The 14,046-nt window shown below is 67.3% G+C and carries 13 protein-coding genes; 10 read left to right on the plus strand and 3 right to left on the minus strand.

Annotation, left to right across the window (positions count from 1 at the left end):
• Positions 1-234 precede the first annotated feature (234 nt).
• Positions 235-753, plus strand: coding sequence for an HNH endonuclease (locus JOF45_RS00195; protein ID WP_210047249.1), 519 nt, complete (start codon positions 235-237; stop codon positions 751-753).
• Positions 713-1,498: a molybdenum cofactor guanylyltransferase gene (mobA, locus tag JOF45_RS00200; protein WP_210047250.1), complete on the plus strand. Its 786-nt coding sequence runs from the start codon at positions 713-715 to the stop codon at positions 1,496-1,498. Before JOF45_RS00195 ends, mobA begins: the two co-directional genes overlap by 41 nt.
• Positions 1,499-1,578: 80 nt before the next feature.
• On the opposite strand, the gene JOF45_RS00205 is transcribed toward mobA, so the two are convergent.
• Complete coding sequence (locus tag JOF45_RS00205) at positions 1,579-3,138, minus strand: OFA family MFS transporter (RefSeq protein ID WP_245324088.1); 1,560 nt, start codon at positions 3,136-3,138, stop codon at positions 1,579-1,581.
• A 135-nt stretch (positions 3,139-3,273) separates the two neighbouring features.
• Between JOF45_RS00205 and JOF45_RS00210 the strand changes: the two genes are divergently transcribed.
• The 5 genes from JOF45_RS00210 (at position 3,274) to JOF45_RS00230 (ending at position 8,694) form a co-directional block, all read left to right on the plus strand.
• Positions 3,274-3,567 carry a DUF6457 domain-containing protein gene (locus JOF45_RS00210; protein ID WP_245324089.1) on the plus strand — a complete coding sequence of 98 codons (294 nt, stop codon included), beginning with the start codon at positions 3,274-3,276 and terminating at the stop codon, positions 3,565-3,567.
• A 28-nt stretch (positions 3,568-3,595) separates the two neighbouring features.
• Positions 3,596-4,927: a molybdopterin molybdotransferase MoeA gene (locus tag JOF45_RS00215; protein WP_210047251.1), complete on the plus strand. Its 1,332-nt coding sequence runs from the start codon at positions 3,596-3,598 to the stop codon at positions 4,925-4,927.
• Entirely contained in the window at positions 4,927-5,811 is an 885-nt protein-coding gene (gene fdhD / locus JOF45_RS00220) for a formate dehydrogenase accessory sulfurtransferase FdhD (RefSeq protein WP_210047252.1), read from the plus strand. Before JOF45_RS00215 ends, fdhD begins: the two co-directional genes overlap by 1 nt.
• Positions 5,812-5,820: 9 nt before the next feature.
• Entirely contained in the window at positions 5,821-8,196 is a 2,376-nt protein-coding gene (locus tag JOF45_RS00225) for an FdhF/YdeP family oxidoreductase (protein ID WP_210047253.1), read from the plus strand.
• Between the two features lie 294 nt (positions 8,197-8,490).
• The gene (locus tag JOF45_RS00230; protein WP_210047254.1) at positions 8,491-8,694 is read left to right on the plus strand and encodes a cold-shock protein; all 204 of its coding nucleotides are present in this window, start codon (positions 8,491-8,493) and stop codon (positions 8,692-8,694) included.
• A gap of 169 nt (positions 8,695-8,863) precedes the next feature.
• Here the strand turns inward: JOF45_RS00230 and JOF45_RS00235 are convergent, their stop codons facing one another.
• Entirely contained in the window at positions 8,864-9,178 is a 315-nt protein-coding gene (locus tag JOF45_RS00235) for a putative quinol monooxygenase (RefSeq protein ID WP_210047255.1), read from the minus strand.
• A gap of 93 nt (positions 9,179-9,271) precedes the next feature.
• On the minus strand, positions 9,272-10,873 hold the full coding sequence (locus JOF45_RS00240; RefSeq protein ID WP_210047256.1) for an MFS transporter: 1,602 nt from the start codon (positions 10,871-10,873) through the stop codon (positions 9,272-9,274).
• A 221-nt stretch (positions 10,874-11,094) separates the two neighbouring features.
• On the opposite strand from JOF45_RS00240, the gene JOF45_RS00245 reads away from it, so the two are divergent.
• From JOF45_RS00245 to JOF45_RS00255, 3 genes are all read left to right on the plus strand, one after another.
• Complete coding sequence (locus tag JOF45_RS00245) at positions 11,095-11,892, plus strand: MurR/RpiR family transcriptional regulator (RefSeq protein WP_210047257.1); 798 nt, start codon at positions 11,095-11,097, stop codon at positions 11,890-11,892.
• A complete protein-coding gene (locus JOF45_RS00250; protein WP_210047258.1) occupies positions 11,889-12,752 on the plus strand; it encodes an EamA family transporter in 864 nt (287 codons plus the stop codon). Before JOF45_RS00245 ends, JOF45_RS00250 begins: the two co-directional genes overlap by 4 nt.
• Positions 12,753-13,132: 380 nt before the next feature.
• Positions 13,133-13,936: a hypothetical protein gene (locus JOF45_RS00255; protein ID WP_210047259.1), complete on the plus strand. Its 804-nt coding sequence runs from the start codon at positions 13,133-13,135 to the stop codon at positions 13,934-13,936.
• Positions 13,937-14,046 lie beyond the last annotated feature (110 nt).

The raw sequence follows: 14,046 nt of genomic DNA on the forward strand, positions 1-14,046 counted from the left end.
GCGCATAACTGAAGATTTCGGGCCGCGAGCCTGGTTCCTCCGGGAGCCGGGCTCGCGGCTTCTTCTGTGTCCGGACAGATGTTCCGCCATGCTGGCGGCGTCGTGCGAATTTGGCTGTGGACGATTTCGTCCTATCCTTAGTCCAGAATGACGGAGGGCGCCGCACCGGCCCCATCCTCGGTCTCGGCTGAGGGTTCCGGCTGGTTCTGGCTCCCATGTCAGGGAGGACCGGACATGCGTGCATTGGTGCTCAACGCCGGCTACGAGCCGCTGAGCGTCGTGTCTTCACGCCGCGCCGCCCTTTTGGTGATGCGCGGCAAAGCCAGTGTGCTCGCAGAGGAGGGCACGCCGATCGTCTCTCCTTCGGCTCTCATCCCACGGCCGGCGGTGATCCTGCTCCATCGCTATGTGCGGGTGGCCCGCCATCGGCCCAGCTCACCATCGCGCCGCGGCGTCCTGCGGCGGGACCGTCGGCTCTGCGTCTACTGCTCACGCCCGGCCGGCACAGTGGACCACGTGGTCCCGCGCGCCCGGGGAGGCCAGTCCAGCTGGGAGAACCTGGTGGCCTGCTGCAGCCCCTGCAACGTGAAGAAGGGCGATAAGACCCTCGACCAGCTCGGTTGGAAGCTCACCACCACGCCGACCGCACCCACCCAGCACATGTGGCTTCCGCAGGAGCTCGATGCACCCTACGAATCGTGGAGGCCCTTCATTGACCACACCGCCTTCGGGACCAGCACAGCCACTCTCTGATCAGGCTGCTCAGGAAGCTTCGGCCGACGTTCCGCGGCATCTGCGGGCTGTGCTCCTGGCCGGAGGCGGGGGCCGGCGCCTCGGCGGGGTGGACAAGGCCCGTCTGCGCCGCGGAGAGCGTACTCTGCTCGACCACTGGACCGCTGAACTGCTCCGCCGGGACATCCCCGCGGTGGTGGTGGGCCCCGAGGAGCTGCGTGCAGACCTGCCCCCGCAGGTGCTGCTGACCCGGGAGGACCCGCCGCTGGGCGGGCCGGCTGCGGCAGTGCGGGCCGGGATGCTCGCTCTGGAGCAGGCAGGGCGGCTCAGCGGGGCTGAGCCGATCGAGACCGAGCCGATCGAGACCGAGCCGATCGAAACCGGACCGATCGAGGCCGGATCGGCTGAGACCAGGCCGACTGCGGCCGGATCAGCCGCAACGCCGAGGATCCTGCTGGCCGCTGTCGACGTCGTGGATCCCGGGCCGCTGCTGGACTGGCTCCTGCCCCAGCTGGGCCAGGCCGGCCACCGGGCGGTGATCCCGCAGGACGGCACCGGTCGGCTGCAGCTGCTGGCCTCGCTCATCCCGGAACGGGCGCTGCGGGCCCGAGCCCACGAGATCACTGCGGCCCAGACCGAGGGCCGGCCGCTGCGCATCATGCTCGAGGGCATCGAGGCTGCGCATCCGCAGATGCCTGAGGGACTCGGCGCCGACGTAGACACACCTGAGGACGCATATCGCCTGGACGTCCACGGACACAGATGAGGCCGAAGCCTCTGCAGCGCTGTGCCCTGTGCAGGGCAGGCAGCTGACAGAGACTCCGGCCCCTGGGCACGGAGCTGAGCTCAGTTCAGGAAGAGCTCGATGCCGTTGATGAAGGTGTACGTCAGGCCGTAGAGGATCGGGATCCCCACCACGATCCATGCCACCGGTACAGGGACTGCCGGCTTGCCGGCAGGCTCCACGGAGGTACGCGCACTGGCCTTCTCCGAGTCCTCGGCGTCGGACTGCTGCGCGGCCCCCTCGGGCTCATTCTCCACGTGGTGCTTGGATGCCACCGGGCGGACCAGCAGGTTGGCGATGAACCCGACCACCAGCAGGGCGACCATCGTGTAGAGGGCCGGCCGGTAGTCGCCTGCGGTCAGGGTGCCGGGCTCGCCGCCTGCGGCGTCGAGGAACGCGTTGACGATGAGCGGGCCGGCCACTCCGGCGGCGGCCCAGGCAGTCAGCAGACGGCCGTGGATGGCACCCACCTGGAAGGTCCCGAAGAGGTCGCGCAGGTAGGCCGGGGCGGTGGAGAACCCGCCCCCGTAGAAGGACAGGATGATGCCGGCCAGCACGATGAACAGCGCCATGGAGCTGTTGCCCCAGGTGGCCAGGGAGAAGTACAGCAGCGCGCCCAGGCCCAGGTAGATCGTATAGATCGGTTTGCGTCCGATCTTGTCCGAGGTGGAGGCCCAGACGAACCGGCCCAGTGTGTTGGTCAGGGACAGGAAGGCGACGAAGCCGGCGGCCGCGGCCAGCGCCACAGCGGAGTTGCCGTCGCCGTCGCGGAAGAAGTCACGCACAAAGGCGTTGGCCTGCTCCAGGATGCCGATGCCTGCGGTGACGTTGACGAACAGCATCACCCAGAGCAGCCAGAACTGAGGAGTCTTCATGGCAGTGTTGACCCGCACGTTGTTCTGGGAGACGTTCTTCTTCTGCTTCCGCTGGGAGGGGTCGAAGCCCTCCGGCGTCCAATCGGGGGCGGGGACCCGCACGATCCAGGCCGAGAAGAGCATCATGCACAGATACAGGGCGGCCAGTGTCAGGAACAGCAGGCCGACCGAGGACCCGGAGTGGACCTCACCGTCGGCGGGAGCCCCACCGTTGTAGAGGTTCATGAAGAAGCTGGAGAGCGGCGTGGCGATCATCGCACCGACGCCGAAGCCCATGATGGCCATCCCGGTGCCCATGCCGGGACGGTCCGGGAACCACTTCATCAGCGTAGAGACCGGTGCGATGTAGCCGATGCCCAGGCCGATTCCTCCGACGACGCCGTAGCCCAGGTAGAGCAGCCACAGTTGCTCGGTGAAGATGCCGACGGAGCCGATGACGAAGCCGGAGACCCAGCAGGCGGTGGAGGCCAGGACGGCCCGCCGCGGACCGTTGCGATCCACCCAGCTGCCGAAGAGCGCGGCGGAGAGGCCCAACATCACGATGGCCAGAGAGAAGATGATGCCGATCGCGGTATGGCTGGCACCGAAGTGGAGCTGGATCGCGTCGCGATAGACCGAGGCGCCGTAGACCTGACCGATGCACATGTGGATGGCCAGAGCCGCAGGCGGGATCAGCCACCTGTTGAAGCTCGGGCCGGCGGTGATCTTCTGCATGGGAGCAGAGCGCGCTGGTGCCGCTGCGGACATGAGTCCTCTCCTCCTGGGTTGAGGCGGTGAGTAGCGCCACAGCGCTAGCACTGTCCTCTGCGGGCCGCTCCGGCCTGCCGACCTGTGAGAACCTGGTGCGGAACCCTCTCGAGACCCCCTGTGAGGAGACTGACGATGGCTGAGAGCACCCCGGACGCGACCCGCGAGGCGATCGAACTGTGGGTCAGAGAGCTGACGCACCACCTGGAGATCGACGACGTCGAGATCGACATCGATGCGCTCCTGAAGCTCGCCGGACAGGCCGCCCACACCATCGTGCGCCCCTCGGCCCCCATCACCACCTTCCTGGTGGGCTACGTGACCGGGCTGGCTGAGGCCTCCGGCCAGGCTGACTACGACAAGGCGGTCCGCGCGGCCTCCCGTGTGGCTGAGCAGCTGCTGGAGCGCCGCTCGCAGGCTGTGGGATGAGCCTCCGACGCCGTCTGCGGGTCCTCTGATGGCCTCCTTCGATCACGCGCGCAGCACTGCAGCCTCCTCGCCCGCCCTTCCGGCCCGGACCGTGCCGCTGCAGGAGGCTCTCGGCTGTGTGCTCGCCGAGCCGCTCCGCGCCCAGCTGGATGTGCCCCATGTGGCCACCTCGGCCATGGACGGGTGGGCCCTGGCCGCACCGCTGCCGGTGCCGGACGCGGAAGACCCCTGCTGGCGGGCCCGCTCCCAGGGGGCAGAGGGGCCCAGCACCCTGTTGGCGCCCTTGGCGGCGGGGGAGGCAGTCGGCGTCGTCACCGGGTCCCCCGTGCCTGAGGGGACCGTCTCTGTGCTGCGCTCGGAGCATGCTCGTCTGGATGCTGGGAGGCTCAGCCTCGCCCAGCAGACCCCGGACCTGGAACCCGGCCGCAATATCCGTCCCGTCGCGGCGGAGGCCGCCGCGGGGGATCTGCTCCTGGACTCCGGCGAGGAGCTCAGTGCGGCGGGGACCGCAGCGGCCGCCGTCGCCGGCTATGACGCGCTCCGCGTGGTGCCGCGCCCGCGGGTGCGACTCATCCTCACCGGCTCCGAAGTCATCACCTCGGGGCTCCCGGGGCCGGGGCAGGTGCGCGACGTCTTCGGACTGGCCCTGCCGTCGATGCTGCATGAGGCCGGGGCGCAGCTGGAGAGCATGCACCGGATCGACGACGACCCGGCGGAGCTGCGTCGGCTCCTCGACCTTGAGCCCGCTGCCGAACCGGCACCCGATCTGATCATCACGACCGGAGGCACGGCCGCCTCCCGTGCCGATACCCTCCGCCCGGTGCTCACCGAGCTGGAGGCCGAGATCCTGGTCAGTCACGTGGACATGCGGCCGGGCCACCCGGCGCTGTTCGCCCGGATCCCCGCAGACCAACGACCTGCAGAACAGCAACCTGCAGAACAGCGACCTGCAGATCAGCGCCACACCTACGTCCTGGGACTGCCGGGCAACCCGCTGGCCGGCTTCGCCGCACTGACCGTGCTGGGGCTGCCCCTGATCGCGGCCTTGGCGGCCCGGTCCCAGGCTGAGCCGCTGTGGGCTCAGGCCGCGGCGGAGATCTCCGGGGCGGCCCGACGCGGGCGTGGGGGAGTGCGGTTGGTGCCCGCCCGGCTCGGCGTCGGTGACGAGGAGCCTCTGGTGCACCCGCTGGAGCATGCCCAGGCTCATATGATGCGCGGCCTGGCCCAGGCTGAGGTCCTCGTCGTGGTGCCCGCTGAGGGCCTGGCCGTCGGAGACCAGGTGGAATGCCTGAAGGTGCCGGGCCGTTCCGACAGGAGTAGTCAGCCGCCGCAGGGCGGCCCGCCGAAGAGGAGAAGCTGATGGGACGCCTCACACAGCGCAGGAAGGTCACCCGCCTGCTGCGGGACCAGGAGACAGGTGCCGTCACCACGCGCACCCGCGCGGATACGTTGGCCGCCGAGGAGCCCCTGGAGATCCGTCTGGGCGGAGAGCCCTTCTCCGTCACCATGCGGACCCCCGGCCATGACTTCGAGCTGGCCGCAGGCTTCCTCGTCTCCGAGGGGATCGTGCGCAGCCCCGAGGAGCTGCGGGGGCTGCGCTACTGCGCGGGCACCGACGAGCAGGGCAACCAGACCTATAACGTCCTCGACGCCGACCTGGACCCTCTGTTGGTCTCCATGCGCACCTCGATCCGCGAGCGGCGCAACGTGGTCACCACCTCGGCCTGCGGCATCTGCGGGACCACCAGCATCGACGCTGTGGAGAAGACTCTTCCCCCAGGCCCGCCCGAGGGGCCCTCGCTGAACATCAGCGCTGAGACGCTGCTGCAGCTGCCGGACACGCTGCGGGAGAGCCAGAACATCTTCGAGAAGACCGGAGGAGTCCACGCCGCCGGGCTGTTCGACGGCGACGGCCGGCTGCTCTGCCTGCGGGAGGACGTGGGCCGGCACAACGCCGTGGACAAAGTGGTGGGCTGGGCGCTCACCGCCGGTGAGCTGCCGCTGAGCGGAACTGTCCTGCAGGTCAGTGGGCGGGCTTCCTTCGAGCTGGTGCAGAAGGCCGCGCTGGCCGGCATCGAGATGCTCAGCGCGGTGGGGGCGCCGTCGTCGTTGGCCGCTGATCTGGCTGAGCGCTCCGGGCTGACCCTGGCTGGCTTCTCCCGCGGCCGCAGCGTGAACCTCTACACCCACGCCCACCGTGTCTGTGAGCAGGATGCTTCCCTCCAAGGGATCGCCGGGCGCTAGAATCTCGGTATGGATGACCAGGGACGCAGCCACGATGACGTGCGCGGACACACTGTTGAGCTTGAAGACATCGATGAGCGGAAGCTGAAGGTCAGCGGCCCCAAGGACTATGCGGCCGGGATCAAAGCTGTGAAGGTCTCCTTCCAGCGGGGCCTCACCCAGGGCGGGCTCAGCAGGACGGTGCGCTCCATGTTCCGCGTGAATCAGGACCGCGGCGTGGACTGCCCCGGCTGCGCCTGGCCGGAGTCTGTCACCGGAGACCGCAAGAAGGTCGAGTTCTGTGAGAACGGCGCCAAGGCGCTCGCCGAGGAGAACACCAAACGAGTGGCCACCCCCGAGTGGTGGGCCCAGCACTCGATCGCCGAGCTGGAGCAGAAGACCGAGTACTGGCTGGGCCAGTCCGGCCGGATCACCCATCCGATGATCGTGCGCGAGGGCGAGACTCACTACACCCCGATCAGCTGGACCGAGGCGTTCGAGACCATCGGCGAGCACATCCGGGCCACCACCGCTGACCGCTGCACCTTCTACACCTCGGGCCGGACCGCGAACGAGACGGCGTTCATGTACCAGCTCTTCGCCCGCAGCCTGGGCACCAACAACCTGCCGGACTGCTCGAACATGTGCCACGAATCCTCCGGGTCAGCCCTGAACCCGACCATCGGGATCGGCAAGGGGACTGTCTCTCTGGAGGACATCGAGAACTCCGAGCTGATCTTCGTCGTCGGGCAGAACCCAGGCACCAACCACCCGCGCATGCTCGGATCTCTGGCCGAGGCACGCAAGAACGGCGGCAAGGTGGTGGCGGTCAACCCGCTGCCGGAGGCCGGGCTGATGCGCTTCAAGGACCCGCAGACCCCGCAGGGCATGATCAAGGGGGACCGGATCTCCGACGAATACCTGCAGATCAAGGTCGGTGGAGATCAGGCGCTGTTCCAGGCGCTGGGCCACATCCTGCTGCGCAAGGAGGAGGAGAACCCCGGCAGCGTGGTCGACCGCGCGTTCGTGGAATCCTCCACCAAGGGCTTCGAAGAGTACCGGGCCGCCCGGGCCCAGCTGGACTGGGACGAGATCGAGCAGGCCACCGGCCTGCAGCGTGCCGAGATCGAGGAGATCGGTGAGCTGCTGGCGAAGTCCAAGGCCACCATCTTCTGCTGGGCCCTGGGGATCACCCAGCAGCCGCATTCGGTGGACACCATCAAGGAGATCATCAACCTGCTTCTGCTGCAGGGCAACTTCGGAAAGCCCGGAGCCGGCGCCTGCCCGGTCCGCGGCCACTCCAATGTTCAGGGCGACCGCACCTTCGGCATCTGGGAGAAGCCCACCGAAGGGTTCCTGGAGAAGCTCGACGCCGAGTTCGGGATCGAGTCCCCGCGCGAGCACGGCTACGACTCCACCGAATCCATGTACCAGATGGCCGATGACAACATCGATGTCTTCGTCTCCCTGGGCGGAAACCTGGCCATGGCCAACTCGGACACCGCCCTGATGGAATCCGGGCTGAAGAAGACTGGCCTGACCGTGCACATCTCCACCAAGCCCAACCGCTCTCACGTGGTCCATGGGAAGACCTCCATCATCCTGCCCACGCTGGGACGCTCGGACAAGGATGACAAGCACCCCGGCGGAGCGCAGTTCCTCTCCGTGGAGAACTCGATGTCCGTGGTCAGCTCCACCCAGGGCCGGTTGGAGCCGATCTCTGATCACCTGCTGGCTGAGCCGGTGATCCTCGCCCGCATGGCCGAGGCCGCGCTGGGCCCGGATCATGCGGTGGGCTGGAAAGCGATGGCCGACGACTACGACGTCATCCGTGATCACGCCTCCCGGGTGGTTCCCGGCACTGAGAACTTCAATGAGCGGGTCCGGGACAAGTACGGCTTTGTGCTGCCCAACCCGCCGCGGGATCAGCGCTCCTTCGCCACAGCGGACGGCAAGGCCGGCTTCACCGTGCGCGAGCTGGAGTACCTGACCCCGCCGGAGGGGTACCTGGTCCTGCAGACGATGCGGTCGCATGACCAGTACAACACCACCTTCTACGGTCTGGACGACCGCTACCGCGGCATCTCGGGCGGCCGCCGGGTCATCCTCATCCACCCGGACGACTTGGCCCAGACCGGCTTCTCCGATCGTGACGTGGTCGATGTGGTCTCCATGTTCCGCGGGGAGGAGCGCCGGGCAGAACGATTCCGTCTGGTGGCCTACCCGACGGCGCGCGGCTGCGTGGCCGCCTACTACCCGGAGGCCAACGCCCTGGTCCACCGTGACCTGGTGGCCCGCGAGTCCAACACTCCGGGCTTCAAGGCCATGATGGTCCGGTTCGAGCCCGCCTCGGAGGAGGCCCGTGACGAGGAGGAGCAGGGCCTGGAGTCAGCGGTTGCGGTCTGAGGCGTTCCAAGTGGTCGTTCCTGAGGTCTGACCCGGCCGCTGACCGCCTGTGAAGGTTATCGGTGCAGTCGGTCGCTGAGGAGCCGGCGGACGTCGCCTGGGAATTCTTGGCGGAAGAGGGTTATGTGACCCGGGGTCAGTAGCGTAGGATGAAGCTTGTACGTCATGACGCTTCAGAGGGTTCCGCCCTCTTCAGGTGAGTGGCCGCACAGAACTCTGTGCCTGCCCGGCCAGGTCAGGCACAGAATAAGCATCGTGAGATCGGTGCGTAGCAAGTAATAGTAAGGAAACATCATGGCCACTGGCACCGTTAAATGGTTCAACGCTGAAAAGGGCTACGGCTTCATCGCCCCCCAGGACGGCTCCGACGACGTGTTCGTGCACTTCAGCGCGATCAACTCCTCCGGCTTCCGCTCCCTCGAGGAGAACCAGCAGGTTGAGTTCGAGACCGCCCGCGGCCCCAAGGGTCTGCAGGCTGAGAACGTCACCCCCCTGTAAGTCTTCTAGGCTTTCCGAGCCCGGCGAACCAGCGGTCCCGCTGGACCCGGAGCTCGTGGGTTCTGTCTGAACCGACACAGACCGGCCCCCGGACTCGCTCACTGCGAGACCGGGGGCCGGTTTTGTGTGCGGACTCCGCCACAGGGAGATCCACCACAGGGGGAGAGGCTCAGAGAGCTCCCTGTTCTGCAGCGCCGCGGGGCAGCGGGTACATGCGGGTCACAGTGGGGCCGCTCTCGACGAGCTCTTCGATGTCGGCCAGCAGGGTCTTCACCGGTTCGCCGTCGCCGTGGGCGTCCAGCTCCTCGACCGAGGACCACTTCTCGATCATGGTGATCGTGCCGTCCTCAGCGTCGTGGATGGAGTAGAGCTCGCAGCCGGACTCGGTGTGGACGGTTTCGATGCCGCGGCGCATGGCGTCGGCCAGCTCCTGCTTCCGGCCTTCTCTGGGGTGGAACACGGCGGTGACGACGACGGCAGACATAGCGATCCTTCCGGTCATGGAACGGGGCGGGAAGGGCACTTCCGGCCCTTACCGCTCAACCTACCCCGGGCCGATCTGCGGCCCACGGCCTCGTCACTCTGCAGGCGCCGAAGCCCGTCCACGGTCTCCACGCAGCAGCACGAATACAGTGACCGCCGCCAGGGCCATGATGCCCGCCGCGATGGCGCTGGTCAGTTGGACCCCGTCCACGAAGGCAGACTGTGCGGCGGCCAGCAGTGCCTCGCCGGGTCCCGGCTCCAGTCCCTGCGCTGTGGCGGTGGCAGTGCCCAGAGTCTCGGAGGCGGCCTCGACGGCGGATCCGCTGACTCCGTCCAGCTCGGCGTTCTGCACTCCGGTGCGGTAACCGAGAGTCAGCACGCTGCCCAGTACGGCGACTCCCAGCGCGCCGCCCAGCTCGTAGCCGGTCTCAGAGATCGCGGAGGCTGCACCGGCTCGCTGCGGGGGAGCGGCGGTGAGCACGGCGTCGTTGGTCAGCGTCTCAGCCAGGCCCATGCCCAGCCCCAGCAGCGCGAAGGCGATGAGCACCAGCAGGATCCCGTCGGTGGTCGGGATCTGGGTGAGCACCAGGAATCCGGACATCGCGATCACGATGCCGGTGCTGATCACTGCCCGCAGCGAGCAGCGCTTGGCGATGGGGATGACCACAAAGCTGGCCAGCACAGAGATGACCAGTCCGGGCACCAGCGCCAGGCCGGCGTCGAAGGGGCTCATCCCGTACCCCAGCTGCAGCAGCTGGGAGAGGAAGAACAGCGATCCCACCATGGCGAAGACCAGCATGAAGTTCGCGGTGATCGCGGCACGGAATCTGCGCACGGCGAAGAGGCTCAGGTCGATCAGCGGGTGGGCCAACCGGCGCTGGCGCTGCACGAAGAGCGCGCCGGCCAGCAGGCCGATGATCAGGGAGGCCCAGGTCACGGCGGCCAGATCACCCTCGGCCAGCTTCTTGATGCCGTAGACGCTCAGCAGCATCGCCGCCAGAGAGAGCAGCACGCTGAGTGCATCGATGCGGCCCGGGTTGGGGTCCCTGGACTCGCTGATCAGCAGCGGCACGCAGACCAGGATCAGCGCCATCACCGGCAGGTTGATCAGGAAGACCGAGCCCCAGAAGAAGTGCTCCAGAAGCAGGCCGCCCAGGATCGGGCCGAAGGCCGCGCCGGCGGAGAAGGCCGAGGCCCAGACGGCCACGGCGATCATCCGCTGCCGCTGGTCCGGGAACAGGTGACGGATCAGCGAGAGCGTCGAGGGCATCAGCGTCGCACCGGCCACGCCCAGCAGGGCACGGGCCAGGATGAGCATCTCCGCGGAGACGCTGAAGGCGGCCACGGCCGAGGCGGCCCCGAAGGCTGCGGAGCCGATCATCAGCAGACGACGCCGGCCGATCCGGTCACCGAGGGAACCCATGGTCACCAGCAGGCCGGCGATCATGAACCCGTAGATGTCCACGATCCACAGCAGCTGATTGCCGGTGGGGGAGAGGGATTCGCTCAGATACGGCACGGCGAAGCCCAGCACCGTCATGTCGATGGAGATCAGCAGCACCGGCAGCACCAGTGTGGCCAGGCCCAACCAGGGCTTGATGCCGCTGCGGCGCAGCGGCCGGGACTGCTCGGCGTCGGGCTGGGGTGTCGGCTGTGCTGAGGGCTGTTGGACAGAGTCGGTGGACTGCGAAGACATCGTCGCCTCTACCTTTCTCGGCCAGCCGCGCGGGACGGTGGGGCGCAGTGCGGCCGAGGAGAAGAACCGGCTGCCTGGGACATATCGGCAGCGAGCCGTCCTATCCGGAGGGTTCCGGGTGGGCACCAGCCTAGCACCAAACTATACATATGTAATGTTTGGTGACGAGGGTCTCCGACGGCTCGAAACGACGTTGCAGTGTCGCTGATATGATCTGAAACATGGCCGACGGCGACTCCTTCCTCCTGCAGCTGCGCTCCCAACTCCCCGGGCTGAAACCCGCTCATCAGCGCGTCCTCGAACTGTGCCTCGAGGACCCCAGCTTCGTGCTCAACGCCAATGCCCAGCAGGTGGCCGCCCGCGCTGATGTCTCCGCGGCAACCGTGGTCCGCGCGTCCCGTGCGGCCGGCTTCACCGGGCTGCCCCACCTGCGTCTGGCGCTGGCGCGGTCCTCGGCGGCAGACGAGCAGCCCGAGGCCCAGATCAGTCGGGCCGGCTCCGCTCAGGAGGTCATCGACCTGATCAGTGCCAGCCATATCCGCAGCCTCCAGGCCGCCCGTTCCACACTGGAGCCTGCCGACATCGAGCGCGCCGGGACTCTGCTCACCGGGGCGAGGCGGGTGCTGCTCGCATCCTCCGGGACCTCGCTGGCCGTGGCCGCCGACGCCGCCTTCCGGCTCACCCTCAACGGGCTCACCGTCCAGCACTCGGCCGACAGCTACTCCGCGGTCCTGCTGGCCGGACAGCTCGACGCCGAGGATGCGGTCCTCGCCGTCAGCCACTCCGGTGAGACCCGCCAGACGCTGGAGACCGTCCAGGCCGCCCAGGGCAGCGGCGCGCAGGTCATCGCGATCACCAGCTTCGGCAGCTCCACGCTGGCCAAGGTGGCGGATGTGCCGCTGGTCGCCATGGGAGTCTCGGCGGCCCAGCACCTGGTGGAGTCCTCCAGTCGGATCGCCCATCTGGCCGTGGTCGACATGCTCTGTGCGGCGCTGACGCTGGACGGAGATGCCCAGTGAGCACGCTGGCACTTCTGATGGTCCTCGGTGCGGCCGTGGCCCACGCGCTGTGGAACATCGCCGCGAAGAGCTCCAGCGGGGACACCACGGTCTTCGTGTGGATGTACTACAGCGCTGGTGCGGTGCTGTGCCTGCCGGTGGGGCTGACGCTGCTGATCATGCGCGGGGACAGCTACGGCTGGGAGCTGCTCTATGCGGCAGCGATCACCGCGCTGCTTCACATCACCTACGCGATGCTGCTGCAGACGGGCTACCGCAAGGCGGATCTGGGCGTGGTCTACCCGGTGGCCCGCGGGGTGGGGCCGGTGCTGACCGTCGTCGTCGCCGTCGCGCTGCTGGGAGAGCGTCCGGAGACGCTGGCGCTGGTGGGCGGGCTGGTGATCATCGGCGGGATCCTGATCGTCACCGGCCGCAGGCTCTTCCAGCGGGCCTCAGGCCTGGGCACCGGGATGCTCTACGGGTCGGCCACCGGTGCGGCCATCGCCGCCTACACGCTGTGGGACAACTATTCGGTCAATGACCTGGCCATCGAACCGATCCTCTACTTCGGGCTCAGCGGCGCGGTGCAGAGCCTGGTCATGCTGCCCTGGGTGATCCGCAAGCGGGCGCAGATCGGGCCGACCTGGTGGTCGGACCGGCGGCAGGTGGGGATCATCGCTACCCTGTCGCCGCTGGCCTATGTGCTGGTGCTCTATGCGATGACCACTACGTCGGTGGCCGTGGTGGCGCCGGTGCGCGAATCCTCGATCGTCATCGGGGCGCTGCTGGCCTGGTGGCTGTTCAGGGAGCCGGACCCGGTGCGACGCGTCGCCGGGGCGGCGGTGGTCGTCGTCGGGATCAGCCTGGTGGCGGTCAGCTGAGCTGATCCCGTAGTTGTTTGGGCGAAGAATTGCCGTATGAGCGTGCTAAAGGCGCTGGGACGGCAATTCTTCGCCCAAGCAACGTGGGTGGGACGGAGCGGGGCGGGGGAGAAGCGGCCCGCTCAGCCCTCGTAGAACGGGTAGTCGGTGTACACGGATTACTCATATTACCCGGCATAGAACTGAGGGATGGCGGAGGTCTCAGTGTGGGAACACCAGGACCCAATTTGACACTGAATAGGCAAGTGCATATAATACGATCCCCGAAAACGAGGGGCGGCGTATTATATCACCTGCATATGACGGATTCCATCTTGGAGGTTTTGTGCATACATGACTAATCGCGGGGCAGGCCGAAGGCTCTAGCCGAGCAATGCGAGATGCCCGACTGCGGCAGGCCCGGCCGGACTCGCGCTCACAAGCCGACAAAGAAGCATCCAAACCCGCCCACACTGTGCCACCCTCACTATGAGCAGAAGAGACGCGGGCAAGCCTTTGAATGCTCCTGGGAGGGGTGCCGGAATCTCCGTCAGTGGAACAAGCTGATAATCAATAGGCGCGGCTACTGCCGTAGGCATGAACGCGATTACCTGTGGAGCGAACCGGAGGAGCTGGAGAGACTACTCCTCAAGGCGGCTGAGAATGTGAGGCCCACCGGAGGATGCCTGGAGTGGCAACTCACCAAAGAGGAACAGGGTAAGCGTAAGTGGCGCGGGAAGATCAACTACGGCTACTCATGGCTCCCCTATCGATTCACCTATACGGCCCTGGTGGACTACGTAGATGCAGGCCTGGAGCTTGACCACCTCTGCGGTTCCCGCTTCTGCATCCTGCCCACACACCTAGAGCCAGTCAGCTCAGCAGTGAACAAGAGGCGTGACGGCGAGCGCGTCAACAGTGAGCTACGCAGTCCGCGGCACGCACTCGCAGAACGTAGGCGTGCCATTGGGAAGAACACTGCGAAAATCTGGAAGCGCCCCAACACGGCAGAACGGCTTACATGGTTCGCTCAGATGGCCTACCCCGGCACCTCCGTGCCGGATGCACAGCGGCTCCTCTCAGCCTCCAGCTACACGAGAGGGCTCCCGGGATACGCCATTACCGCCTACGCACAAGAGGCCAGGAAGCCTCTCCCTGACATCTCTCCCGCAATCCTGGGCATGGCTACTCATCGGAAGGACTAGTCGGGAACGCCTGAGTAGAACCTGTCTACTACTTAGGCAACAGCTGGAAAACCGGGGGTGTCGCGGTCTGAACCGAGAGGGGTGCGCCCGGTCGGGGCCGTTTGGATCGC

This window comes from Nesterenkonia lacusekhoensis (assembly GCF_017876395.1).
Taxonomy (GTDB): domain Bacteria; phylum Actinomycetota; class Actinomycetes; order Actinomycetales; family Micrococcaceae; genus Nesterenkonia; species Nesterenkonia lacusekhoensis.